This is a genomic window from Posidoniimonas corsicana, assembly GCF_007859765.1.
Classification (GTDB): domain Bacteria; phylum Planctomycetota; class Planctomycetia; order Pirellulales; family Lacipirellulaceae; genus Posidoniimonas; species Posidoniimonas corsicana.
The window spans coordinates 1,725,851-1,751,623 of the sequence record NZ_SIHJ01000001.1 but is presented as its reverse complement, the minus strand read 5'-3'; the positions used below and the strand labels follow the sequence as shown (position 1 = coordinate 1,751,623).

Below are 25,773 nucleotides of genomic sequence, written 5' to 3'. Positions count from 1 at the left end.
CAACACAGGCGAACTAGCAAGCAGACCGAACCCACGACTTACCAGGAAACCTACCGATGCAGAATCGTGGCATTATTGCGCCCCTCACCTTGCTGACCGCGACCGTCCTGTTCGGCGCCGCGCGGTCTGAAGCCGATGTGCTGCTCTACGACTTTGAGACGGACGAGCAGCACCGTGAAGCCAACCTGGACACCAACCCGACCACGCCGCCCGGCTGGGGTTCGTTCGGCACCATTACGACCGACCGCGGCGCCACGACGGACGCCTCGGCCGGTTTGACCGCCCGCTTCCACGCCGGCGACTTCGACCTGCCCGCCGACCTGGCGGGCAACTGGGGAATCGTCGACGTCGGTGACCGGTTCACGCCCTACCGGAAGGACCTGTCCGAGTTCGCCGGCGTGAGGCTCGACATGAAGTTCAAGAACAACGCCGACCTGCCCTACGTCGGGCCGTTCGCGGTCGAGGTGGGCATTGGATTCATGGTGCCTGGCATCGGGGAGGACGAGAGCCTCCAGGTCTACTCCGAGCCGATCACGCTCACCGAGGAGTACGACTCCTACGAGGTCATGTTCGCCGACCTGGCCTTCGTGCAATCCGGCGCGGTCCTGGAGAACGACCTGGCCAACAACGCGTTCCTGAAAATCCGCATGCTGAACACGCTGGAGAGCGAGGGCCGCATCGCCTACTACTACGACGAGATCTACGGCATCACCGGCCCCGAGGGCCTGCCCGGCGACTACAATGACGACGGGCTGGTCGACGCGGCCGACTACACCGTTTGGCGGGACAACACCGGCGCGCCGGCCGGCACGCTACCCAACGATGTCGATGGCGGCGAGATCGGTGCGCCGCAGTACGCGACCTGGCGAGAAAACTACGGCGCCGGGGCCGGGCCTAGCGCAGCCGGCGCCGGCGTCCCCGAGCCCACGGCGTTGGCGATCGGGGCTCTCTCGCTGCTGATCGTGTGCGGGCGTTCCCGCCGCAGCGATTGGACTCGGGGCTAGCCGGCAAAGGCGAAAGGCACGGCAGCAATGGCGATGACACGCAGCGCAAACAAGGTGCTCCTCATCGGCTGGGACGCAGCGGACTGGACGATCCTCCGGCCGCTGCTGGCAGCCGGTGAGATGCCTGCGCTGCAGCGTCTGATGGAATCGGGAGCGAGTGGCAACCTCGCCACGATTCAACCGATCCTCTCGCCGTTGCTGTGGACCTCCATCGCCACCGGCAAGCGGCCAGCGAAGCACGGCGTGTACGGTTTTACCGAGCCGCTACCCGACGGCAGCGGCGTCCGCCCGGTAAGCTGCACGAGCCGCACCACCAAGGCGGTCTGGAACATCCTGTCGCAGAGCGGCCTAGCGTCCAACGTGGTCGGCTGGCTGGCGAGCCACCCCGCCGAGCCAATCCGCGGAGCGGTGGTGAGCGACTACTTCCTCCACCCGGAGTCGCTGTGCGGCGCCGCGGACGGCCTGCCTGCCGAGGCCTGCCACCCGGCGTCGCTGGCGCCGCTGCTGAAGAACCTTCGAGTCGACCCCCGCGACCTGGACGCGGAGGTGCTGCTGCCGTTCGTCCCCAACGCGGCGATGATCAACACCGACTCGGATCGCCGACTAGAGCAACTGGGGACGCTGATCGCCCGCACGGCGAGCGTCCAGGCCGCGGCGTGCGCGCTGATGGCCAACGAGCCGTGGGAGTTCATGGCGGTGTACTTCGACATGATCGATCAGGTGGGGCACCACTTCATGCCCTACCACCCGCCGGCGATGGAGGGCGTGTCGGAAAGCGACGCCGCGATCTACCGCGACGTGGTGCGCGGCTGCTACCGGTTCCACGACATGATGCTCGACGCCATGCTGCAGCAGGCGGGCGACGACGTCACCGTGCTGGTGGTGAGCGACCACGGCTTCCACAGCGGCGCCCAGCGGTCGGGGACCAATGGTTTCGACAACCCCACGAGCTGGCACCGCCAGCAGGGCGTGGTCTGCGCGGCCGGGCCAGGCATTCGGGCGGGCGAGGAGCTGCGCGGCGCGAGCCTGCTGGACGTCACGCCCACCGTGCTGAAGCTGCTCGGTTTGCCGGTCGGCGCCGACATGGACGGCCGGCCGTGGCTTGAGGTGCTAACCGACGCCACGCCCCCTAGAGTGATCTCCAGCTGGGACGATGTCGACGGTGCCAGCGGGATGCACCCGCCCGACTACGAGATGGACCCCGTGGACGCTGCGGGCGTGCTGCAGCAGCTGGTCGCGCTTGGGTACGTCGAGGCGCCATCGAGCGACACGGTAGCGACCGTCCGCTCCACGCAAACCACGCTGGAGGTCAACCGCGCGTTGTCGCTGATGGACGCCAATGACATGCCGGCGGCGGCGGCCGCCTGGCGCCAGCTGCTCGAGCAGGCAGAGCTTACCCCCGTGCTGGAGGAGGCGTGCCGCGTTGAGCTCGCGCACTGCTGCCTGCGACTGGGGAGGTTCGACGAGTGCCGTCAGATCCTGCGAGGGATTCTCAATCGGTCGCCGTCGGCGCCCGCCGCGGCCTACCGGATGATGCAGCTCTGCGTGTCGCAAGGCAGCTACGGCGAGGCGTTGGAAATATACGACCGCGCCGACCCCGACGTTGCGGACTCGGGTCCGTTTCTGGTGCTGGCCGGACAGGCCTACGCGGCCACCGACCGGCAATCGGACGCGGTTTCCGCCTATTCGCGTGTGCTTGAGGCCGACCCCGACAACGCGCTGGCCCTCGCGGGACTGGCGCAGGTTTCGGCCGATCAGGGCGACTGGCAATCGGCCTCCAACCTCGCCCTGCAGGCGGTAGGATTGGACACCCAACTCCTGTCCGCACACCACACGCTCGGTGTTGCATTGGCGGAGCTCGGTTGCCACGACGAGGCTGCGGAGGCGCTGAGAACGGTGCTGAAGCTTGACCCGCGTCACCGCGACGCGACCCGTCGACTCGACCAGCTCCAGGAGCAGTCGGCATGAAGAACCAGTGCAGCCTTGCCCAGCCGGCGCAGGCCGGGAATCGGCAAGATGAGCAGGCGTCGGCGATCGGAACGCCGGGGCAGAGACAATACTAGGCACGGCGTGACGCCGAGTACTCAATTGGATGGAAGCGTGATGGAAGTGAAGGTATTCGAAGCAGCGAGCGAAGCAGGCGTGGCCGCCGCACGCGAGGGGGCGGAGCGTATCCGGCGTGAACTTGCCGACCAGGGGGAGGCGTCGATCGTGCTGGCGACCGGCGCGTCGCAGTTCGCGATGCTGGCGCAGCTAGTCGAGGAACCCGGTATCGACTGGAGCCGCGTCACCCTCTTCCACCTCGACGAGTACGTCGGCCTGCCCGTCAATCACCCGGCCTCGTTCCGCGGGTACCTGTGGCAGCGGTTCATCTCAAAGCTCCCCGTTCCTCCGAGGGCGTACCACCTGCTCAACGGCGAGGCCGACCCCGCTGCCGAGTGCCAACGGCTGGGCGACATCATCTCTCAGCAAGAGATCTGCGTTGCGTTCGTCGGCATCGGAGAGAACGGACACCTGGCCTTCAACGACCCGCCCGCCGACTTTGACTGCCAGTCGCCGTTCCTCGTGGTCGAGCTGGACGAGGCGTGCCGTACCCAGCAGTGGCGGGAGGGGTGGTTCGACTCCTTGGAGAGCGTCCCCAGCCGCGCCCTCAGCATGAGCGTGCCCGAGATCCTCCGCTGCAAGTCGATCGTCTGCACCGTGCCCGACCGCCGGAAGGCCGCCGCGGTGCGGGCCTCGCTGGAAGGCGAAGTCACTGCCCAAGCGCCGGCGTCGGCCTTGCGTCGTCACCCCAGCGTCACCGTCTATCTAGACGAACCGGCCGCCTCGCTGCTCCGCCTCGACTCGGCCTCGCTCCTGCGGCTCGACGGCGCCGAACCGTCACGCGCCGGAGGCGGTAAGGCGCCGTACATGTTCCACGTGGGGAGCGAGGCGGCAACGCACGGCAACCGGACGGCGTCCCCACCGGTGCAGCACTAGCAGTCTCGCCTGTCACTAAACCGATTGCTCTCGCCCATCGTCTGGGGCCGATCGATTGTGCACAAGCACGCGCTAGCTTCCCTCTGCAGGCGAAGATTCCGCATGCGTGCCGCCCGAGTAGCACCCAAGAGGACTCTCAACGAAGCCGGTAACGGCGCTCAGCAACCTTGAAGCACGGTACAAGGTCCTACGGGCTCTCGGCGTCAGTGCGGTTCGACCAGAACAAGTTCTGCCGGTTTGCCTCGGGACGCGGGATGGCCGAACGCACCGCGGCGGCCGAGTGCTGGGTGAACGAGTTGCCCTCAACCAGCAGGTTGCCGCTTCCAGACAGGCCGTACTTGTTGTCGACGAACGAGTTGCCGGTCACCTCCACCCGCTCGGGCACTGCGGCCGCCGAGTAGTCTTCGCGGGTGTTGGCGTCCGCCATGAAGCCGACTCCGGCCATCGAGTTGCGAAGGATCAGGTTTTGCTCGATACGGATCCGTCGATCGGTCAGCCCCGGGTAGTCGATGATCTGAATCCCGTCCTCGGCGTTGCCGGCGATGACGTTCTTCCGCACCAGGATCTCGATTGGCTCGCCTTGGAACGGCTGCAGACGGATCTCGATGCCGTCATCCAGGTTGTCGACGATGTGGTTGTGCTGGATGACCACGGCGCACGCCTGGTCGAGGTCGATGGCGTCGTCCTCGTTGCGCTCGAACAGGTTGTGCTCGCACAGCCCGCCGCCGCCTTCGAAGTCGATCGCGTCGACGTTGTTGACGAAGCGGTTGTGGCAGATTGTGGCTGTTGCGTAGCATGAGACGCCGTCATCGCCGCCCTCGATGGTGAAGCCGGCAATCTCGGTCGATCCGCCCGAGTCCGCCTTGATAAGCACGACTTGCTCGGCGCGCCCCTCGTTGTGCTCGTCCTCCGGGACGGCGCCGCTGAGCACCGTTCGCTCGATCACGCGCGGGTCGGCCCCGGGCGTGTACTCGGAGCAGAGCTTCACCGACTTGCCTCCAATGACCAGGCTCTCGCGATAGACGCCGGGCGACACGAGCACCCGGTCGCCGTCCGCGGCGGCGTCGATCGCTGCCTGCACCGTCTTGTAGTCAGAGGGGACCCGGTGGGTCGTCTCGCTGGCGAGCATCGGCGCCGCGGTGGCCAGCAGCAGGCAGCACCAAGTGGGCGCGAGCCGAGGGCTTGCGTCTTGCATCATTCGGCCTCCGCTTGCTTGGCGTTGATCTCGGGCGTCTCGACCTCATGCTCGTGGAGCTCGGCCTGGCCCGACTCGTCCTTGCGGAGCGTGAACGAGTCGTACAGCTCGCCGGTGGCGAGGCGCGCCTCGTACTTGATCTCGTCCGGCGACACGCGGATCACCTGGAATAGCTGCACGCCTGAGGCGACGCGGGGCACATCCCACTTCTCCTGCAGCTCGTACATCTTCGGCCCGCTCACACTGACCACGTACACGGTGTTGCTGCTCTTCCCGCTGACCCCGTCCGACACGTTCTTGGGCCCGCCAAGGCCAGACCGGGCGTAGGCGTGGTCGTGCCCCTGCAGCACCATGTCGACGCCGTGCTTCTCTAGCACGGGCCGCCAAGCGGCGCGGAGCCGCGCGTTGTCGCGTTCTTTGGCCGCCGAGAAGATTGGGTGGTGGAAGGTGACGAAGGTCCACTTCGGTCGGTTGGGATCGGACAGCACCGAGTCGAGCCACAGCGTCTGCCGCTCGATCTGCTCGTTGGAGTTGAGAGAGATGATGCGGGCGCCCTGGTAGTCGACCCAGTAGACGGTCTCCTCCAGTCCCGGGGGCCCGTTGAGCGGGAACGAGAACTGCGGCCGCCAGTGGCGGGAGAGGCCCTCGCCGTACTCGTGGTTGCCCGGCGACGCGATGGACGGGATCATCCCGTTCAGCCAGGCGCCGGCGCCGAACCACTCGCCCCACTCGGCGTCGCGGTTGCCGCGGTTCACCAGGTCACCGGCGTGGAGCATGAACGCCGACCGCGGCGCGTGCTGGTTCGCTTCGCGAACCACGCGCGACCACATCGCACGCACCGCGTTCTGCGCGTCGCCGAAGTAAACGAACGTGAACGGTTCGGGCTCGGCGCTGGCGGTGCGGAACTGGTGCCACTCGCTCCAGTGGGTTCCGTCGCCCACCCGGTAGGCGTGCATCTTTCCGGGTGCGAGATCGTCGACCCGAACGGTGTGCTGCGCCCAGGTCCCCAGATCCGAATCAAACGGGCTGCACACGCCTTCAACCACCCGCGCACCGGGCACCTGCCCCGTCCGCAGGTTGCCCCGCAGCAGCTCGCCGGGGGCGATCTCAATAACTGATTCAGCAATCGACGCATGCGTCCGCCAGCTAACTGCGATCGAAGTCTTCGGATCTCCGGGCCAGGTAAGCACCACGCGATCGGGCAGCGGGGTGGGCGTGTGCTGCTCTGCTTCGGTGAAGGTCGGCGCCGGCGCGTCGTGCCCCTCGTGGGCCAAGGACGGCGCCGTGGTCATCAGCAGCAGCGTTGTGAAGAAGGAATAGATTGTAGATCGCATGTCGTCAGGCTTGGGGTACCGTAGGAGGAAACTCATGGAAGCAAGACGCGGCGGTCGACCTGCCCCGGTCGACCGCCGTGATAAACTGCAGCACGTGGGCGTCAGGCTAGCAGCCGCGGCGCCGCATGAGTGCGGAGGCGGCGGCCAGCAGCACCAGCGTAGCCGACGCTGGCTCAGGGATCAGAACGATTTCGGTGTTGCCCCCGAATGCCCGAGCGAAGGTTGTTGAGAACGCCGAGCCATCGGCCAGCGTTCCGCTGATCGACCCCGAGCCAAATGGAACCACGTAGGGGAACTGCGACGACCCAACCGGCACAATGCCGTTCACGAGGAAGTCGGAACCGAAGATCCGCACGGAGCTGCCGCCGAGAACCCTGAGGTCGCTCGCACCGAAGTCGCCGCCCTTGATGTCCAGACGGCTTCCCAGGTCGGCTGTCACACTCAAGGAGTCGGCCGATGTGATGTCGATCTCGCCGGTTCCGGCCTGCAGCTCAACCGCGACAGCGCCCGCCACGAGATCACGCAGCGTGGTCGACGCGCCGGTGATGGTATTCACCGAGAGATCGCCCAGCCGCATGCTGTTGAGCTCGACGCTTCCATTGAGGGAGTTCGCGATCACCGCAGGCGGCGCCATCCCGTCGCCGGCGCCGGCCACTTCGACGCCGGAGATTCGCACGGCGCCGCCAGCGACCGCTGGGATCTCGATCGCGTCGGTGCTTCCAGCGACGCCGAACACGCCACCAGTGGCGGTCACCCGACCGCCGAACGAGCCGATGGCGCCCCCCTCCGGCGCGAAGACGCCGCCGTTGATCTCGACCACCGAGTTGCCGGCGGCTTCGACGTTCGAGATCAGGCCGCCATTGATCGTGGTGTGCGAGGAGTCGCTGGCTTCGATCGTGTCGTCAACCTGGAAGTAGTCGATCACCACCTGGGCCGAGCCGGCAACCACCAAGTCGTCGTTGACCTCGCCGCCGGTGAAGTGGGCCGAGGTATTGTCGAAGAACTGAAGCTCGTCGTCGAAGCGGCCGCCGCTCGCCACCAGCCGCGACGAGCCGGTGAAGAACGCGTCGTCGTCAACACGCGCGGTGCTGGAGAACGTCACGACGGCGTCGTCGCCGGCCTCGAGGTCGTCGATGACGCCGCCGAACATGGTGGCCGTGGCCGCGCCGCTGATGAGCAGGTTCCCGCCGATGTTGGCGCTCGATGAGATCTGCACCTCCGCGGCGCCGGTCGCCTCGATGTTGCCGCCTACCGATGCGCTGCCGACGATGAACGCCACCGAGTTGTCGGCAGCCTGGATGTCGCCCGCGGCCGATCCGCCGGAGAAGAGCAGCACCGAACTGCCGGTGAGGCCGATGCTGCGGCCCTCGTTGGGGTCGCCCGAAGGCGCCGCCGCGATGTCGGCGCCCGACACCACGTTGAGGATGGTCGAAGTGGCGCCCGGGCCGTCCTGCGCCTCGACGTCGGGTGAAGCGGTAGAGATCAGGTTGACGGCGCCATTGCTGTAGATCGTCGCGGCTGGAGAGTGGCCGCACCAGATCGCGGCCGCCAAGAGCGCAGCCGGCGTGAGGGAGGCGATACGCAAACCTAAAGGAGCATCGTTCATTAGTCTTTGCCTCGGTTCGGAGGGTGTCACTAGCAATCTTGGGTACGTGTGTTGGCTTGAGCTTCTTGCGTCACGATTGGGGCTGTTCTCACCTCGTAGCGGGACCTAGCCGCGGACTCACTCGCTAACAAAGACCTGCCAGCCCTCAGACTTGCTGATGGAGATCTGAAGGTCCTCGCCGCCTTCGGGCGGCACGTCGAAGGTGGCTTGCTGCGGGCTCTCGTAGACCATGGTCAACTCGCCCGCGTTGGGGATGTTGATCGACCGCTGCTGCAGGCGGGCCCGGAGCCTGTCGTCCAGCTTGCCCCGGAACGACACCCGGTAGGACCCAGGGGCTACGCCGCTGGAGTCGCGGGCCCGCAGGTCGAACCGGCCGGCCGAATCGATCATGCCGAAGGCCCGCTCCCCCCCGCTCACGGGCGTCAGGGTCAACCGGCCGCCGGCGGCCGGCGCGCCTTCGAGCAGCACGGTGCCTGCGGCGCGGACGGCGCCGTCATCGCACCCGCAAGCCGCCAGCAGCGCCAGCGTCAACGTGGCGGCAAGCGTCCTCGATCCGGTGTCCGGTCTGGTTGGCTGTCGTTTCACTAGGTGCTTCGTCGGTGTTGTGCGGGCCAGTCACGGCCGCCAGCAGTGGTCTAGAACGCGCTGTCGTCGATGACGTTGCCGTCGTTCCGCGAGCCAAGGTCGAGGTACGTCTGCATCTCGATGTCCTCGCGGAGGAAGTGGACGGACCCGTCGCAGAAAGCGAAGAACGCTCCGCCGGTGTGCCAGCTGAACGCGCAGTCGTCGTCGGCCGGGCCCGATTGGAGGTACACCGGCACGCCTTCCTGCAGTCCATCGTAGAAGTTGCCGACCGACTTCGGCGAGATGTCGCAGTTGATGGGCGCGTCGCGGGCGGTCTTGAAGATGGTGTTCTCGTCGCTGTTAGCGCCGCCCATCCAGATTGGCCAGTCGGTGTTGCCGTTCCGCTGTGCGATGTAGTAGGCGGACTCGCCTATCAGCAGCGTGTTGGACAGTCCGTCAGTAATGTTGGCAGGACGCACCCTGGTGAGCCCCGTCTTGCCGCCCTGGTAGCCGTTCACCGGGTCGATCAGGCCCATACGCTCCAAGCGTGCGGTGGCGTTGTCGCATCTGTGCTGGAAGATGCCCTGGTCACCGTAGCCGCCCGACCCCTTGTAGTCGCTGGTGGCGTAGTTGTTGATCCACTCCCACCGCCCCATATGCCCCTCGGCCATCGCGGGCAGTTCCGAGGAGGGGCACTTAAACGTTGGCAGAGGCTTGTCGCCGCCACGCCAGACGATCTTTCCGCCGTTGGTGCGAGAGAGGAACACGGCACCCGAGTAGAGCAGGTTGGGCGGTGGGAAGTTGGCCTGGGTGGAGGCCGGCAAGCCGGACGCGTCCCACACCTGATCGTGCAGCGCCTGCTCCTCGAGGTGAGGCAGTATGTGGGCAATCCATCCGAGCCCGCGGTCGCAGAAATAGGTTTGGTCCTGCTCCTGCTCCTCTTCGCTGCCGATGGCGAGCTCCGAAGAGTTCTTGCTGGGGTCGCCGCCGGCGACCCCGATCGGGTACGCGCCCTCGATCTCGACATAGTTGATGACCGCCAGGGCGTCGTTCTTGAGGTTGTTCTGGCAGGACGCCCTCCGCGCTGCCTCGCGGGCGGCCTGCACCGCGGGCAGGAGCAACGCAATCAGCACTCCGATGATGGCGATCACGACCAACAGCTCCACCAGGGTGAACCCTGGGCTGCTCTGCTGGGGAGTCGGGTGGATTCGTTTCCGGATCATTAGCGTCATCGGGTCAACCTCATGTCTTCAGGGAAGGGCTACGCCCTCGAGGCAGTGCGGGTTGGCGGCCGTGCCAACGGTGGTTAGCGGCGCGCCCTGCGGTGGGAACGCCGCCGCGAGGCGCCGGCAAACAAGGTGGAAACCGCCAGGAGGCCGGATACACCGGGTTCTGGCGCGGCCTGCGCCGCGGCGGCCAGCCCACTCGCAGCGGTCTGACCGTAATTGGATCGCCAGACGTCGTAGTCGCTCTGCTGGTAGGTGACGCCGAGGCCGTCGCGCCAGACGGTGTAGTCCGCCGCGTCTACCGAGCCGTCGGAGTTGAAGTCGCCTGGCAGGTCCGGCACGATGGCCGCCGGGCCAAACAGCACGCCGCCCACCAGGCTGCGTCCAGGAACGGCGCCGTCCGCGGCGATCGAGAACTGGAACAGCAGGTCCGATTCATCGGTCAGGCTGCCGGCGTTGACGGCTGACCCGAGCGAAAGCGAGCCGCCGTTGGCAGACAGCAGCGTGGCGCCCTCCAGGTGGGCTTCACCGATGCGTGTCGAGGTCCCGGGGCTTGCGGCCCAGCCACCTACCGTGTTGGCAAGACGGGACCAGTTGCCGCTGTCAAGCACGCCCGTGGGCGACTGCACGAGGTACGAGTCGATGCTGACGTCGAACTCCGATTGGTTCTCCAGGGTAGCCTCGCCGGTCGCCTGATCGACCACCAGCACGACGTTGTTGCGCTGCGAGAATTCAACTTCGCCAGGGAACACCCCGACGCCCTCGACGCTGTAGGTAAAGTCGAAGGTCGGCTCGACCTGGCCGATCTCGCTGGGCGAGAACGCGTCGTAGGGCGAGCCGATGGCGATGCTCTCACCCGCGGCGATCGACAGCGACGACTCAAGGTTCACCTCGCTGATGATCTGGTCGTTGGCCTGGCCTTCCAGCCAGCCGGCGGTCGCGTTGTCCTCGAGGCTGGCCCAGGCGACGGAATCAAACGTGTCTTGGGCGGCGACCAGCAGGTAGCCGTCGATGCTCAGGGGGCCGCCGCTGTCGTTGCGGAGCGACGCCGAGCCGGTGCGGGGGTTGATAACGATCGACAGGTCCTGGTCCTGCGCGTACGCTTCGCCGGTAGGCAAAGCGGCCGCGGTCGCCAAGAGGATGCAAGCCAGTTGTGTACGCATGATCTTCTGTCCTTGTGGCAGGTTGCTATCTCAAGGGGTGCGATTGCTCGCGGCTCGTGAGGTTGCTAGGTGCGGTTGCGGCGGACGAACAACGCGAGCCCGCCGACCGCGGCCAGCAGGGCGGCCGTTGGTTCTGGGGCGGCGCTGGCGTTGAGGGCGGCCGACAGCGTCATACCGCTGTTGGCGTCCGCGAACGCCTGCTTGAACAGCAGGAAGTCCGCCGGGTCGACATCCCGGTCAAAGTCCAGGTCGCCCGCGGCGCCGAGCGTCAGCGGGCCGTCGATCGCCGAGCCGAACGCCGCGAGGAACACGTCGAAGTCGTCCAGGTCGGCGTCGCCGTCAAAGTCGAGGTCCGCGGCGCCGCCGGCGCCGTCGTAGAAGATGGTGAGCGCGGGCCGCAAGCCCTCGCCGACCAGCGTCAGCGTGCCCGGGTTCTCACCGAAGGCGACGCCGTAGGGCAGATCCTCTTCGGTCAGGTTCTCGACGCCGGGGATGACGGTCTCGCCGTCGAAGAAGCCGTGGTCGAAGCTACCGGTTAGCTCGGACGCGATCACGTCCCAGCCGTCGCCTGAGTTGTTGCTGATCGCCCAGCCCTGGTTTGTCTCGCCGTTGACCAGCCAGTCGATCACCGCGTCGGTCGCGTCGAACTCGAAGAAAGAGAACGCGAGCGCCTCGGAGAAGCCTAGCGGGTCGGTCGAGTCGAGCACGCGGTCTTCAAGGGCGGAGAGGATATCTTCAGAGTCAAGGTCGGAGCTGGTGGTGCCGAACAGCGGATCGTCGGTCTTCTCGGTGAAGCCGCCGCCGTCAATCACAAACTGCTGACCCTGGAAAGTGAACACCTTTGGCTCGTTGGGGTCGAAGAAGTCGGCGGACAGCGAAGTCTCGCCGGTGGCCGGGGAGAGCGGCGTGCCCGAGGGCGTGAACTGAAACTGATCCGCGGGGCCGAACGGCCACTCCACGAAGGTCGAGTTGGGTCCATCGGGGAATATGTTGAAGGTCAGGTCGGCCCACGAGTCGTCCTCTTCCCAGAATCGCGGCGTCCCGAGTTCGGGCGGCGTATTGGGCCCGATGATCCGGTGAAACGCGATCTCCGACTGCGATCCGGTGCCGCTAGTCTTGAAGAACGACAGGGTTGCTCGGGTGATTGTGAACGCGTCGGGGTTGGTGGCGACCTCGTCGGGGATCGCGCCACCCTGGCTCACCAGCAAGTTGTTGAAGCGGATGGCGCCCTGGGCGATGTTGCCGCCGTCGTTGCCGTCGACCGTGATGGTCGGGTTGCCGGAGCGGTCCTCGGAGCCGGTCAGGTCGGCGGACACAAACTCCACATCGTCGGTTCCTTCGTAGACGACACCCGTGGGAAGGGTGAGGCCGTTCTGGAACGTCACAGCAAACTGGGCGTGGGCCTGATTGGCGAGCAGCAGGGCGAGCGCCCCAACGGCCGCTGCGGTTCTAGTCGTCACGGGGATTCCCTCGAGTTGCTTTGTGCGCGGTGGGTAACAGAGAGTTGTCTTGTTCAAACACGGCGTTGGGCCGGTTAGCGGCGGCGGAAGATCGCCACGACCCCAGCCAGCAACGCCAGCACGGCCGAACCCGGCTCGGGCGCGGCGGCGGTCATGGCCGCGAACGCGCCGGCGCCGTTCACCTCGTCGAACGCGACCTTGAACCGGGCGAAGTCCACCAGGTCCACGTCCCGGTCGAAGTCGAGGTCGCCGAGCCCGCCCCGGTTAGGCAGCTGGTTGCCCAGTCCGCTGCGGAGCAGCGTGTAGTCGTCGGCGTCAACGTCGCCGTCTTCGTCGAGGTCTCCTGACACGCCGAACACAACGTTGAGCTTCGGCCGCGCCTCGGCCTCGGTGAGGCCCAGCAGGTCCAGCAGCTGCTGCACGCCCGCCTGGCTCTCGGGCGGGTAGGCCGAGACGGCGAAGTCGGAGGTCAGGAAGTCCCAGCCGTTGCCGGTGGTGTTGTTGATCGCCCACCCCAAGTTCACGGCGCCGGCCTGCCAGGCCTTGACCGACTGGGTCACCTCGATCGACAGAAACTCGTCGTCTGACAGATTGAAGTCGGGGTCGAGGCGGCCGTCGAGCGGCTCGGTGCGGCCCGGTTCGGCGTCGTACGCCAGGGCCTCGTTGCCGACCGCCAGGGCGGGGCTGTCGCCTACTTCGATCGGGTTGGTCGGCAGCAGCAGCGTGTCAATGCCCGGCTCAGGGTTGACGCGTGGCACGACGCTGCCACCCATCGACTGCCAGGTGTCGGTGTCTTGCCAGGGCCCCGCCGGGCGGTTCCGGTCCTGGGGGATGCCGGCGTCGGCGTCGACGAGATCGCTGGAGCCCTGCTCGATGCCGAGCACCCGGTTGAAGCTGATCACGGCGTCGTCCGCCGTGTTGCTGGTGACGTACAGCACGACCTCGGCGAACAGGATCTCTTCGCTCGTCGGCACCTGCCCGGGGCCGTCGCCGATGATGTTCTCGAACCTAAGGGCGCCCTGCGTACGGTTGTTCTGGTCGCCGGTGGAGCCGTCGTTCTGGTCGACGGAGATCGCCACGTCGTTGGGGAACGCGGTGATGGCGGAATCAGAGCGGTACTCAACGTCAACCGTCCCGCTGTAGCCGTTCACGCCCTCCTGGAAGGTGACCGAGGCGGCCTGGAGGGGCGCCTGCGTCAGGGCGACGATGGATAGCGATGCTGCAATCAGGTGTTTCACGGTGTTCTCCTGCCTCTTGTTCTGCGGTGCACACGACACGGAGGTCTGGGGAGCGTAGGCAAAACGCTGCGTGACCTCGTCACGCAGCGGACCGGGTGGGCAAAGGGCTGCGGAACTACCGCAGCAAGCAATCCTCCGAGGCTTCCTTGCTCGCACTTCGTTGGCTAAAGGCGGGCCGCTCTCGCGGGGCCAGACAAAGTTCGAACGTCGAATTAGCGGACAGACTACCGTGGGTTTTCACGTCCGCAACGGTCGGCGCAATCATTCACCGAATCTTTGCGGCGCGCTCACAGTCGCGTTGCCGAACCTTCACATACCGGCCCGATCAACGCCTTTGCGTGTTAAGAGCAAGTAATGAATTGTTGAAGAGGCGTCACCCAACTGGCGCCGCGGGACGCTAGATAGGCTGGGCGGGCAATCCTGAAGGCCTCCGCTGCTAACGCCGTACGGACCTACTGTTGGCGCAACACACTTTCAATTAGGAACTTGAGGTGATACCCCCGATCCCTGCGTACGGAGATGAAGATGAAGGCGTTCTTAACTTGGCCACCCGTGACAGAACGACTGCCAGTCGCGCCTAGCAGAGCCACAGAGCGCCACAGCGCGACCCCGCTGTGGTGTGGGTGACACGAAACCACTCAACGTGTGGTTGAAGAAGGCGACGCTATTCCGCGCCCCGAAGCAGCGTCTGCAGCCTGGCCTCGAGATCGGCCAGCAATGCTTGTTGCCCTGATAGTTCTCTGCGGCGGGCATCCAACTCCCGCTGCTGCTCGGGAGAGGGACCCTGCATAGAACTTGCCAAGTCCTCCGCACACGCGTCGCGACGCTCACGCGCGACTTGCTGCTTCCTTGAGACTTCCTGCAGCGCGCGGGCAATCTTTTCTCTCGCCACCCTCTGCAAGGTCGCCGCGTGGACAAGTAGTTCATCGCTACAAGCCGGTTCAACCGCTAGCTCGCGGAGTGCGTCGTCCATGTTGGCCTGCACCGCGGCCAACCTCACTAGCCGCTGGCCAAGAGACTCAAACTCCGCACGGGACGCTGTGGCTGCCTGCTCAAGCTCCCTGGTCTGCTCGGAGTCGCCCATGGCTGACTCGAGCCGTGCGATCGCCTCCTCGGTTTCCGCGATCTGGTCACGCAGGCTCTCCGCGCTGGCAAGCAGGTCGGAAACGTCCCGCTGCAGCGACGTGACGCGCTGCACCAGCGCGGCGGCGTCGGCAAGACTCGTGGGGTCGGTTACGGACAGCGACGCCGTCGTGGGCACGGCCCGATCACCAGAGGACAGTTCTGGAGGGCGGGCGCCCGCTTGCGGAAGGTCGGCGAGGCTGGTCGTCGTCTCGCCGTTGGCAAGCTCGAACGCCACCAGCTGATCGGATCCCACGGACCACCTCCACAGGCTTCCGTCGAGGCAGCCAACCGCGATGGCGTCATTCCCGAGTGGGGCAATAGCGGTCGGCATCGACGGCAACGGTTCAGACTTGTGCAGAGCTTTTCCGTCGGCGTCCCAGACGATCACTCGCCCGTCGCGGCCGGCGGTCACCAATCCGGCCTCGGTTGCGACCAAATCAAGCACCCCGTCCGCGTGCGCGGTCCAGCGGGCGGACTGCTGGCCGGTGTGCATGTTCCACTGCCGCACGGTGCCGTCTTCGCTCGCCGTCGCCAGGGTATCGCCACGATCGACCCACGCGACCGCGGTCACAGCGCCGTTGTGCCCCCTCAGCGAGTGAAGCGTGCTGCCCGACTCGGCTTCGACCGCATAGACGCCGCCGGCTCGGTCGGACGACGCCAGCAGCAGCCCCTCGGGGGAGAACCGGGCGTCGAGCACCCAGTCGGTGTGCTTCTCAAACCGTCGCGTTGGGACGAGCGTGTCAGCAGGCGAAACCTTGACCTTCCGGTCGGGACCGCCCCATGCGACCGAGCCGTTGCTCGGTGAGATATCGACGGCCAGGACCGCGTCAAACTCGTCGGACCGCGTCGCAACCCGCTCGCCCGACCGCGCATCCCACATCACCACGCCTCCTGACTGCCCGTGCACGCCGCCGCCGGCCAGCAGCAGCGAACCGTCTCGCGAGAAGCGGAGCGTCTGCGGGACGCCCTCGGGGTACGGCAGCACCTCCTTAAGGCGCCATTTGTCGATGTCGACAAGAAGCACCTGTAGCTGCCCGCCGACTGCCACCACACCGGTGTCCACGCTAGCGTCCAGCGCGACCACTGGGTCGGAACGCTCGCCAAGGAACACTAGCGGCGCAGCGGCAGGACTGGACGCCGGCGCCCCGACCGGGGCGTCCGCCGGCGTCGGCGTCGAATCGGGCGACTCCAGCAGACCGCCGGAGATCCAGCTCTTAAGGACCTCCAGTTCTTCCTGCGGTATCATCCGGCCGCCGGGGGGCATCGCGGGCTCGTCCTCGTGGGCGGTCACCAGGTACAGCAGACTCTCATCCGGCTGCCCAGCGACCACCACCTCGCCAGAGTACGAACCTTCCATCACCGCGGGGAACGAGGAGAGGTCGAGGTCAGCCTCGCTCCGGTTCGGGTTGTGGCAGCCGACACAGTGGCTGCGGAGTACGTCACGCACCTCGCCAAGGAACGTGACAGGCTCACCGCTCGCGCCGTGTCCGGTGAAGAGAAAGAACAGCAAGGCGATGCAGGCACGCACGACGGCGGCGAGTGGGCGGCAATCCATCTGGAGCAGGCCGATCAATGGTTGAAGACAAACTCTTTAGAGTTCAGCAGCGCCCAGAACACGTCCTCCAGGCGCTCACGTGGTTCGTCGGCGTCGATGCCCGGCAGCAGGCGACCCAGCTCGACATCCGTCGGCGGTCGGGAGTAGCACCGCAGGTAGAGGTTCTCGATCACCTCGCGCGGGGTCGCCCCCTGCTCAAGCAGCTTCGATACGACGCCCCCGCTGGTGACCTTGTCGTTGGTCGCCTGGCCGTTGATCAGGTGCAGCGTCTGCGACAGATTGGGCTTCACGTCGACCTCGCACGCGCAGACCGTCTCGCGCGGAGCCCGGCCGAAGGTCGTCAGGAAGTAGTTGCTGATGGAGCCGTCGGCGATCTGAATCGCCCGGGCGCCTACGGGAAGGCGGGGAAAGTCGTCGACCGTATCGGTCACCTGCGAGACGCTGTCTAGCAGCGACTCGGCCCGCATCCTCCGGACGTCCGCCTTGGCAAAGTTCGCGACATCCTCGCGATTCGAGTCGTTCGCCAACGTGGAAAGCTGATAGGTGCGGGAGTTGCAGATCAGCCGCACCAGGGCGCGGAGGTCGTAGTTGGTTTCGATCAGCTTGTCCTTGAGCAGCTCCAGCAGCGCCGCGTTGCTGGGCGGGTTGCTGATTCGGACATCGTCGACCGGGTCGACCACGCCGCGGCCGAAGTGGTGGGCCCAGACAATGTTGGCCAGGTTGCGGGCGAAGGCAGGGTTGTCGTCCGAGACGATCCAGTCGGCGAGCGACTGCCGGCGGTCGGCGGCGCTCAGGTCGGGCGCGGGCCCGCCCAGGTATTTGGGCGTCACGTCCCGGCCTTCGATAAAGTGCCGCACCTCGCCCTGCCCCGAGTCGTAGATGATGAACTCACGCGGGTCGCGGGACTGCTTGAACCCGACCTGAGCAAAGAACGAGACGAACCCGTAGTAGTCGTCCATCGTCCACCGGTCGAACGGGTGGTTGTGACACTGGGCACACTGGATCCGCATGCCGAGGTAGGTCTGCGCGACGTTCTCGGCGAGCTGCAGCGTGTTTGCTTCAATCTGAAAGTAGTTGGTGGGCGGCGTGTCGAATGTGCCCCCGCTGCTGCCCAGCACGTCCGCCAGCAGCTGGTCAAGCGGGCGGTTGTCGGCCACCTGCTCGCGGACCCAGTTGTGGAAGCCGAGCAACGCCTTGTAGCTGACCTGATTGGAGGTGCGGATCCGCAGCAGCTCGCCCAGCCGCATCGTCCACACGTCGGTAAAGCCGTCGCTCTCGATCAGACGGTCGATCAGCTCAGCCCGCCGGTCGGGAGACGTGCTGGCAAGGAATTCCTCCCGCAGCTCCACGGACGGCGTCACGCCGGTCAGGTCGATGCAGACGCGGCGGAGGAACTCCTCATCGGTGCAGACGCCCGAGGGCGAGATCTGCAGCTTGCGGAGCTTGTCGTGCACCACGGCGTCTACCTCGGTCCAAGGCGCCGGCAGCTCGGGCGACTCCGCTGAGCCTGCCGGCAGCACGATCACGGGAACGCCCTCGGTGAAGGTGGCAAACCGGGCCATAACAAACGCCTCGCCCGGGTTCTTCGACCGGATGACGCCTCCCTGGTCAACAGCGGCGGAGTTGTCGTTGTTGCTGAGGTAGACCGCCCAGGGGGTCACGTCCCGCGTGCCGCCGTCGGAGTAGGTCGCCAGAACAGTCAACCGTTGTGGCTGGCCATCGCCGACCAGCACCGCCTCGGGCGGGAACAGCTCGATCCCGACTGGCGTGGCGGCGTCTGGGGCGTCAGTCTCAGCGCCCTCGGAGATCCACCGCCGCAGCACTTGGTGCGACGCGCTCCCCTGCTCGAAACGCTGCCCGCCCGCGTGGGCCGCCTCGGCCAGCGCTTTTGTCAGCAGCAGGCTGTCGTCGGGCCGCGACAGGTTGACCCGCCGCCCGGGAAGCTCCTTCGTGATCGCGTGGTGGTCGCCGGCCGCGTCGTACCCGAACAACGACAGGTGGAACCCGTTTTGCCCGCGGGCGGCGCCGTGGCACTTGCCCGCGTTGCAACCGGCTTTCATCAGCACCGGCATCACTTCCCGACGCAACCCGATAGGCGGATCGTCAACCGGCCGCTCAACGCGCACCAACGCCGACACGCTCTGACCGTCAAGAGTCGCCGTGACGGTAGCCGTGCCGCCCCCAGCGGGACTGAGCACGGCTCCCTTGAGCGTTGCAATTCCAGCGGGCGGATCGACGGCAAAGTCGACCTCTTCGGTCACGTCGCGCGTGGCGCCCGAGGGCAGCACCTGGTGCACCACCACGCTCTGCGCGTCCCGCGCGCCCGACAGACGGATCTCCGAGGGGTAGAACCGCAGCTCGTCCGCCTTGAGGTGCGTGTGTGCAAGGAGGCAAACAGCGGCGGCCAGACAGCAGGTGGTGCGTTGCATCGCTAGTCCGTTGAAGTTTGCACGGAGAGGTTGGTCGTATCGACCGTCGAGCCGGCCGACTGCCGGAGGATCTCCAACCGGCTCCGCAGGTCCTGCGGCTGCGCGCCCCGCCTAAGAACCTCGAACACGCCGCCCCGGGCGTGATACTCCCGGCGGCGCTCGCCCGCTTCTGGGATCGACAGCTCGACAAACAACGTGTTGTGGACGGCAGCGGGCGTTTGGTCGCCGACCTTCAACGGAAACGTCAGGCTGGTGGCGCCGGAGCGGAGGGTGACTTCAGGCGCGGCCGCGTGCTTAGGGAGCCCAAGCAGCCTGGCTCTGACTTCCCCTTCTGGCAGACGTTGCCAGTCGATCGTGCAGTGCACTTCGGCCTCTGCCCCTTGGGACGCCGAGCCGGGCTCAAGCTGTATCACGGCGTATGGTTCTTCCACACGAACCGTGAAACGCTGTGAGCTGGTCCAGACCTCGGCGCCGTCGACCCGCGCCGTGGCGATCAACACCAGTGGGTAATCGCCCGGCGCTGCGCGGTCCAACGCGATCAGCGGAAACCGCCCCGCCGAGTCTTTCGCCCCGATGCGGACCTCGTCCTCGCTGGTTTCCACCCAGCCGGGCAGCCGCAGCGCCGTAAGCGTGACCGAGCCTGCGAACCCGTGTTGGCGATCAACCCGCACGTCCAGTTCCATGAGCCCGTCTTGCGACAGCGCGGCGTTTGGCTGCACGACCGCGATGCTCACCGGCTGGCTTTCGGTCACCACGAGGGGCATGCGATCGGTGTCGACGCCGTAGTAGGCCGCGCGGCGGGGTTGGCCACGGACCAGGCCGACCCGTTGTCGAAGCCCGCCCTCAACCGGGATGGCGCCGGTGTGGCCAATACCGTGGAAGCCGACCAGCGCAGCCCCCGGCTTGGCGTCGCTGCTCGCTTCGAACACCACCTGACAAAGGTGCGAGTCTGCGGCCAGCGGTTCAATCGTGGCGGTCACGCCCACTGGCAGCCCGGACGGTTCGACGGTGACCGGCCCGTGGAACCCACCGCGTGTCGCGGAGAGCAGCATCGCGGTGCGTCCGCCGGGCGCGAGCGTGATGCCCTGCGCCTGCTCGGGCAGCGACGCGTGGGGGCCGGCCGCCGCCAGCACCAGGCTGGGGCGGGGTGTGTCGATCTCCACTCGGTAGACAAAAGTCTCCCCGCCCCGGTCGAGGTGATCGCGTACGCTCACCACGTGCCGGCCGCTCTCCGCAGCGGTCAAGCTCACGACGCTGTCGTGCACGGCCGCGTCGTCGTTGCTGGCGATCACGCGGCCATCGGGGCCCATGACCTGCAGGACGGAGTCGATTGGCGAACCAAGCCGGGCGCCAAACAGTTCGAGTCGAATGCGGTCGCCGGCCGTCAGGTTCACGCCGAACTGGTCGATCTCACCCGACTGCGACAGCACGCCGTTCAACGCTACCGGGGGCTGCCCCGCCTCGCTCACGCCGGCTGGGTCCTCCAGCACGTTTGGCAGGCCCACCACCCGCAGCCGAACGGGCAGCAGAGAGGGCGCGCCGTTCCGGTCGTCGTGGCGGTAGGCAGTGTAGCCATCCGATTGAGCTGGCAACGGAACCGTCGCGTGGATCTCGCCGGTTGCGTCGCCAATCAATCGGGCCGACAGCGACTCGCCCGGCGCCCCGCCGCACGGGTAGGCGACTACAGGCTGGCAACTCGGCCCCACATGCAGCAGGTAGCTCGCGAGGTACTCCCCGTCGAACGCCGCGTCGCGCACGCGGAAGTAGTGGGTCCCGGCTTGCTCGGCAACGACCGAAAGGTGCGGGTCGTGCCCTAGCACAGGCGAGTCGTCCATCGCCTGCAGCACCCGGCCGTCTGGCCCGACGACCTCCAGGTGGGCGTCCAAGAACACCCCACCCAGCCGCATCGCCACGACCTGCGCCGACACCCGCTGGCCCGGCTCGAGCTCAACCCGATACACGTCAACGTCTGCGCCCTCGATGACGCCGGCTACTGTCTCACCCGACGGCTCAACGCGTTGGGCGGACGCTAGATCGTTATTGGGTTCCTTTTCCTCAACGACGGGGTACGGGCCGACGCGGAGCACCTGCGGGTGCGACGCGCCGCCGGACCCTACGACCCAGAACAGGTGCTCGCCAAGCGTAGCCTCATTGCCGTCTTCCAACGCAGCGACTGCCTGCCCCTCGCCTTGCGAGCGGAACTCAACCAACCGCACGCCAGGTCGGTCGAAGAGCAGGCTCTTCGCGGAGTCGAGTCGATCTCCCTCCAGCGCCAGCTCGACGGCGGCGCCGCGCTGCACGCCCCGCGGAGAAAAGCCCTCAATCTCCGGCGGCTGGGCGACTGCGCTGGCGGCGATCAACACGACGGCCGCTGTCTGACAGCAGACGACCCGCATGAGGCGCCAAGCGCCCGCGTTATGTCTTTGGATGAGTTCAAGCATCAGGCGATCAGCTCTCTCACCACCCGCCCGCCGTCGACGATATCCAGCGGACGGTTGCCCGGAGCCATTAGTTCCTTCGTCGCGTCGACGCCCAGCAGACGGTAGATCGTGCAGGCGAGGTCCTCGGGCGAGACCGGGTCGCGGTCTGGCTCGGCCGCCAAGGCGTCGGACGCGCCGTGGATGTAGCCCCGCTTTAGCCCCCCGCCCGCCATCAGCGTGCTGAAGACCCGGGGCCAGTGGTCCCGGCCGGCGCCGGCGTTGACCATCGGCGTGCGGCCGAACTCGCTGCACACGATGACCAGCGTGCGGTCCAGCATGCCGCGTTCGTCGAGATCGCCGATCAGGGCGCCGAGCGCCTGGTCGAGCGGCGGCAGGATGCGCTCGGTGGTGCGGAAGTGGTAGGTGTGCGTGTCCCAGTCACCGTAGTTCAGCGATACGAACCGCACGCCGGCCTCAATCAGCCTCCTCGCGAGTAGCATCCGGGCGCCCGCCTGGCTGCGACCGTAGCGTTGGACCGTCGCGCCGGACTCCGCGCGGAGGTTGAACGCCTCGCGGGCAGAGGGTGAGAGCAGCATGTCGTACGCCCGCTGATAAAACGAGTCGGCCGCGTCGATAGCCGGCGACTGCTGCATGGTCTTGAAGTGTTCGTCGACCGACGCCAGCAGGCCGCGGCGGTGGGCGAATCGCTCGGGGGAGACCGACTCCGGCAGCGCCAGGTCGCGGACCTTGAAGCTGCGCCGCGCAGGATCGGCGCCGAGAGTAAACGGCCCGAACGCCGAGCTGAGGTAGCCGCTGCCGGCGTACTCGCTGGTCAGCCCCGGCACGCAGACGTAGCTGGGCATCTCGTTGTGCGGGCCTAGCTCCGAAGCGACCACGCTGCCCATGCTTGGGAAGACAATTGCCGGGCTGGGGCGGTTGCCGGTGATCATGTTGTGCGTGCCGCGTTCGTGGGCCGCCTCGGTGTGCGTCATCGAACGCACCACCGTCAGCTTGTCAGCGACCCCGGCGGTCTTGACCATCAGTTCGTTAAACCGCTCGCCCGGCAGCGAGGTGGGGATCGAGTCCATCTCGCCGCGGTACTCCGAAGGCGCCGCCGGCTTCGGGTCGACGAACTCCTGGTGGGCAATCCCGCCCGGCAGGTAGATCTGGATCACTGAGTCGCACGCCGGTCCTGACGAGCGCGGCGCGGCCGCCGATATCGCCTCGGCGACGGCCCGCTGCCGGAAGAAGTCGCCAAGGGTAAGCCCCAGCGTGGTTAGCGCGCCGACCTGCAGGAATTCGCGACGCCCGACGTGACCGGTGGGGCCGCAACAGGAGTGAGGTTGACGCTTCATGCTTTCGCCTCTTGAGGGGGGGGGTGAATTGCTAGCGGCGGTCGAGCCCGGCCACCGGCGTGTCAGCGGCCCGGCCGCGCGGCTCAAACTCGATCTCCAGCCGGGGCCGGATGTCGCGTTCGACCCAGTCGCTCGAGTAGAAGTCCCAGCCGTTGCCACCGGTGTTGATGAACACCCAGCCGTAGTTCGGCTCGCCGTCGGCCCACCGCTGGGCGGTCGCGGTCACGTCGAACTCGACCAGCTGTCGGTCCATGTTGATCTCGCCGAAGCTGAACCCGTCGCGGAGCGTGCTGGCCTCTAGATCGTCGGCCCGCAGCCCGCCCGACATGCGGTCCCAGGTCGCGGACTCGTCCCAGGGGGCGAGCACGCGGTGCAGGAACACGGTCGTGCCCGGGTCGAACACCACAACCGTGAGCTTCGCGGAGCGGACGCGGCTGCCGGCGGGAACCTGATGCTCGCCGTCGCCGATGACGCCGCCGAACCGCATCAAAACTTGGCTCTCGCCGCCGCCGTTGTTCGAGTCGCTGGTCATCGTGCCCTGACGGTCCAGCGACTTGCTGGGCGCGATGCCCCAGATTTCGGTGTCGATAGCGCCGCTATAGCCCTGTTCTCCTTGCCGAAAAGCTACCCGCCGCACCGCTACTGGCTGTGGTTGTTTGGGGGGAGTCGTGACGGCGGGCGCCGCCGGCGCTGCGTCCAGTCGGGTCGCTTCGAACTCGTACGACCGGCCGCCGCCGCCCGATTGGAAGTCGACCTCGCCGACAAGCTTTCCGCCCACCCGGTTGAACGCGAAGGTGACCTCGGTCGGCACGCCCGACCGCCTGGTCGCAAACGTGAGCGTGTACGCGGTCTTGCTCCGCTTGGCCGAGCGGAGGCGGCCGGTCCGCCCCTCGCTCTTCATCGTCCCCGCGACCGGCGCGCCCGCCGGCCCCTTGGTGATTTCAAGGTTGAGGTTGGCGTGGTAAATCTCGCCACCGCCATCGATACGCACCTCCCAATCGCCACAGACCGGCGCCCATTCCACCCCGCGGTCGGCGTCGGCCGCCAACAAACAGGTTGGCGCCAGGGCCGGTAGAAGCATCGCTATCCAGCGGGATCGCATGGCAAGGCAGTGCACGGCAGCCTCTCGAAGGTAGCCATTCTGGTGCGGCGGCGAGCGGGGATGACTCGGCCGCGTGAGGACGATTGGACGATGAGTTTAGGCGCCGGCCGTGCGAATGCGACCACGGCACGCTGGATTCACCGATTCTTCGCGCAGCGTTTGCACTGGCTTCCCACTTGTTCGCTGCGCTGCCCAATGAGCGCGTGAACATGCGCAGAGTGACAACCACACAACGCGTGGGGTCAGCGCGTCGCGGCGCCCATCCGCAGGCGGGGGTCGTTTGAGAGGATCGTTACCGGCCGGCCGCCGATAATCTCTCGACAGCGGTCGAGCGTCTCCAACTCCAGGCGGCGCATTGCCTCGGCAGTGTAGAACGCCAGATGCGGGAGCAGCATCACGTTGTCCATCGTGTAGAGTTCACGGAGCGGATGGGTCTGGCGGTCGACCGGCTCTTGACTGAAGACGTCCAGCCCGGCGCCGCCGATCTGGCCGTGGCGGAGCGCGTCGAGCAGCGCCGCCTCGTCCACCAGCGCGCCGCGGGCCGTGTTCACAAGCACGGCGGTCGGTTTCATCGCGGCCAGTTCGGCCGCGCCGATCAGGCCGCGTGTCGTGTCGCACAGCACCGCGTGGAGCGAGACGAAGTCGCACTCGGTGAGCATTGCGTGCAGATCGTCGTAGGGCTCGATGCCGGCCGAGTTCATCTCCTCGGGGCTCTTGTGGGGGTCGTAACCAACGATCCGGGCGCGGAAGCCCGCCCCCGCCATCCGGGCCAGCGCGGCGCCTATCTTGCCGCAGCCGATGATCCCAAGCGTCTTTCCAGCAATGTCGGACGCCAACCACTGTTCGGTCGGCCAGGCCCAGCCGTCCGACTGCATGACCCGCCCCAACGCGGGCAGCTTTTTGGCGAGCGCAATCAGCATCGCGAACGCGGCCTCGGCGACCGTTTCCTCCGCGTAGCCCGGGATGTTCACTACCGCGACCCCGCGGGCGTGGGCCGCCGGGATGTCGATCGCGTCGATCCCAACACCGTACTTCACGATACCCCGCAGACGAGGCGCCGCGTCCAGCACCCGGGCCGACACCGGCGTGTAGCACATCAGCAGCAGCTCACAATCGGCTGCCGCCGCGCACAGTCCGTCCTCCGATACGTCCTCGGGCAGCAAGAGCAGCTCATGCCCCCAATCCCTCAGCGTCTGATCCACCAGCGGCGTTTCGAGCTCACGGTCGCAGCGGACAATCTTCATCGGCCCCTCGACAACAGGACTACGCCCCACCCGCGACGTTCACCCGGTATTCAGACGGTGCGGCAGATCGACAATGGACCTAGGTCCCTGGGACACCGTATACAGCAGATCCAGCCAGACCGCGACGGCGACGCGGCTGAGCGTCAGTCATTCTGCGCCCACCGGCCGGTTGCGGCAGGGCACTAGGCACACGGCAAGAAGGACAGCCCGTGATAGTCGCATCAAGCATGGGAAGCATTCGAGTGCGTGCGGCTCCTCGCCAGGCGTGACGTGAATCACGCGTATTGCGACCGGCGGTCCAGACGACGATGTCCTAACATGTCGAGACTGGCGGCCTCAGGTTTGGCCGAAGAGATCCGGCAAACAACGCCTCCGCTCAAGAGGCGCCGCAGGTCCGGTTGAGCGGAGGCGTCAAATCTGGCGCCTCTGACCCGGAAGAGACGGAAGTGACGGAACCGAGAAGGTGAGACCCTCTCGGATACGGATAGAAAGTAATGAGCCCGGCGCGACTCGAACGCGCGACCCACGGATTAAAAGTCCGTTGCTCTACCGACTGAGCTACGGGCTCATTGAGCGGCGGTCGGGGGACCGCAGCGGGGGCCATCGCGGCGAGGGCCCACTGCGGGGACACGTGCCGGCCCCCGCGAGGTTCGCATTCTAACCGCAAAGCCCGCAGGGCGTTAGCCCCATTCGGGCCGCCGGCTACCCGTGGGCGAACCCGCGGTTTACACTGAGGGTCTTTGATTGGCTCTGGCACGCCGCCCCCTCCCCTTT

At 66.9% G+C, this 25,773-nt stretch carries 17 protein-coding genes and 1 tRNA gene; 3 read left to right on the top strand and 15 right to left on the bottom strand.

The genetic code is table 11. From position 1 onward, the window contains the following. The first annotated feature begins 56 nt into the window (after positions 1-56). The 3 genes from KOR34_RS06785 (at position 57) to KOR34_RS06775 (ending at position 3,983) form a co-directional block, all read left to right on the top strand. A complete protein-coding gene (locus KOR34_RS06785; RefSeq protein WP_146563386.1) occupies positions 57-1,004 on the top strand; it encodes a hypothetical protein in 948 nt (315 codons plus the stop codon). 33 nt (positions 1,005-1,037) lie between these two features. Then, on the top strand, positions 1,038-2,972 hold the full coding sequence (locus tag KOR34_RS06780) for an alkaline phosphatase family protein (protein ID WP_197531201.1): 1,935 nt from the start codon (positions 1,038-1,040) through the stop codon (positions 2,970-2,972). Between the two features lie 135 nt (positions 2,973-3,107). Beyond that, positions 3,108-3,983 (top strand): glucosamine-6-phosphate deaminase, encoded by an 876-nt coding sequence (locus KOR34_RS06775; RefSeq protein ID WP_146563382.1) that lies wholly within the window; start codon positions 3,108-3,110, stop codon positions 3,981-3,983. A gap of 187 nt (positions 3,984-4,170) precedes the next feature. Here the strand turns inward: KOR34_RS06775 and KOR34_RS06770 are convergent, their stop codons facing one another. The 15 genes from KOR34_RS06770 to KOR34_RS06700 form a co-directional block, all read right to left on the bottom strand. Beyond that, the gene (locus tag KOR34_RS06770) at positions 4,171-5,178 is read right to left on the bottom strand and encodes a right-handed parallel beta-helix repeat-containing protein (RefSeq protein WP_197531200.1); all 1,008 of its coding nucleotides are present in this window, start codon (positions 5,176-5,178) and stop codon (positions 4,171-4,173) included. Next, entirely contained in the window at positions 5,178-6,512 is a 1,335-nt protein-coding gene (locus tag KOR34_RS06765) for a purple acid phosphatase family protein (RefSeq protein WP_146563378.1), read from the bottom strand. The genes KOR34_RS06770 and KOR34_RS06765 overlap by 1 nt, the downstream gene beginning before the upstream one ends. Positions 6,513-6,618: 106 nt before the next feature. Then, a complete protein-coding gene (locus tag KOR34_RS06760; RefSeq protein WP_228714533.1) occupies positions 6,619-8,097 on the bottom strand; it encodes a hypothetical protein in 1,479 nt (492 codons plus the stop codon). Positions 8,098-8,235: 138 nt separating this feature from the next. Further along, the gene (locus tag KOR34_RS06755) at positions 8,236-8,703 is read right to left on the bottom strand and encodes a carboxypeptidase-like regulatory domain-containing protein (protein WP_146563374.1); all 468 of its coding nucleotides are present in this window, start codon (positions 8,701-8,703) and stop codon (positions 8,236-8,238) included. 50 nt (positions 8,704-8,753) lie between these two features. Then, positions 8,754-9,905, bottom strand: a complete 1,152-nt coding sequence (locus tag KOR34_RS06750) for a DUF1559 family PulG-like putative transporter (RefSeq protein WP_197531199.1) — start codon at positions 9,903-9,905, stop codon at positions 8,754-8,756. A gap of 83 nt (positions 9,906-9,988) precedes the next feature. Further along, positions 9,989-11,071 carry a hypothetical protein gene (locus KOR34_RS06745; protein WP_146563372.1) on the bottom strand — a complete coding sequence of 361 codons (1,083 nt, stop codon included), beginning with the start codon at positions 11,069-11,071 and terminating at the stop codon, positions 9,989-9,991. Between the two features lie 65 nt (positions 11,072-11,136). Then, complete coding sequence (locus KOR34_RS06740) at positions 11,137-12,531, bottom strand: hypothetical protein (RefSeq protein WP_146563370.1); 1,395 nt, start codon at positions 12,529-12,531, stop codon at positions 11,137-11,139. A 74-nt stretch (positions 12,532-12,605) separates the two neighbouring features. Beyond that, complete coding sequence (locus tag KOR34_RS06735) at positions 12,606-13,769, bottom strand: hypothetical protein (RefSeq protein ID WP_146563368.1); 1,164 nt, start codon at positions 13,767-13,769, stop codon at positions 12,606-12,608. 664 nt (positions 13,770-14,433) lie between these two features. Next, positions 14,434-16,449, bottom strand: coding sequence for a c-type cytochrome domain-containing protein (locus KOR34_RS06730; RefSeq protein WP_146563366.1), 2,016 nt, complete (start codon positions 16,447-16,449; stop codon positions 14,434-14,436). A gap of 14 nt (positions 16,450-16,463) precedes the next feature. After that, positions 16,464-18,878, bottom strand: a complete 2,415-nt coding sequence (locus tag KOR34_RS06725; protein WP_146563364.1) for a DUF1549 and DUF1553 domain-containing protein — start codon at positions 18,876-18,878, stop codon at positions 16,464-16,466. 2 nt (positions 18,879-18,880) lie between these two features. After that, positions 18,881-21,319 (bottom strand): PPC domain-containing protein, encoded by a 2,439-nt coding sequence (locus KOR34_RS06720; RefSeq protein ID WP_146563362.1) that lies wholly within the window; start codon positions 21,317-21,319, stop codon positions 18,881-18,883. Then, positions 21,319-22,653, bottom strand: coding sequence for a DUF1501 domain-containing protein (locus tag KOR34_RS06715; protein WP_146563360.1), 1,335 nt, complete (start codon positions 22,651-22,653; stop codon positions 21,319-21,321). The genes KOR34_RS06720 and KOR34_RS06715 overlap by 1 nt, the downstream gene beginning before the upstream one ends. A gap of 31 nt (positions 22,654-22,684) precedes the next feature. Beyond that, complete coding sequence (locus tag KOR34_RS06710; protein WP_197531198.1) at positions 22,685-23,734, bottom strand: DNRLRE domain-containing protein; 1,050 nt, start codon at positions 23,732-23,734, stop codon at positions 22,685-22,687. 263 nt (positions 23,735-23,997) lie between these two features. Next, positions 23,998-24,999 carry a 2-hydroxyacid dehydrogenase gene (locus tag KOR34_RS06705; RefSeq protein WP_146563356.1) on the bottom strand — a complete coding sequence of 334 codons (1,002 nt, stop codon included), beginning with the start codon at positions 24,997-24,999 and terminating at the stop codon, positions 23,998-24,000. A 495-nt stretch (positions 25,000-25,494) separates the two neighbouring features. Then, positions 25,495-25,567, bottom strand: a tRNA-Lys gene (locus tag KOR34_RS06700). Positions 25,568-25,773: the final 206 nt, after the last annotated feature.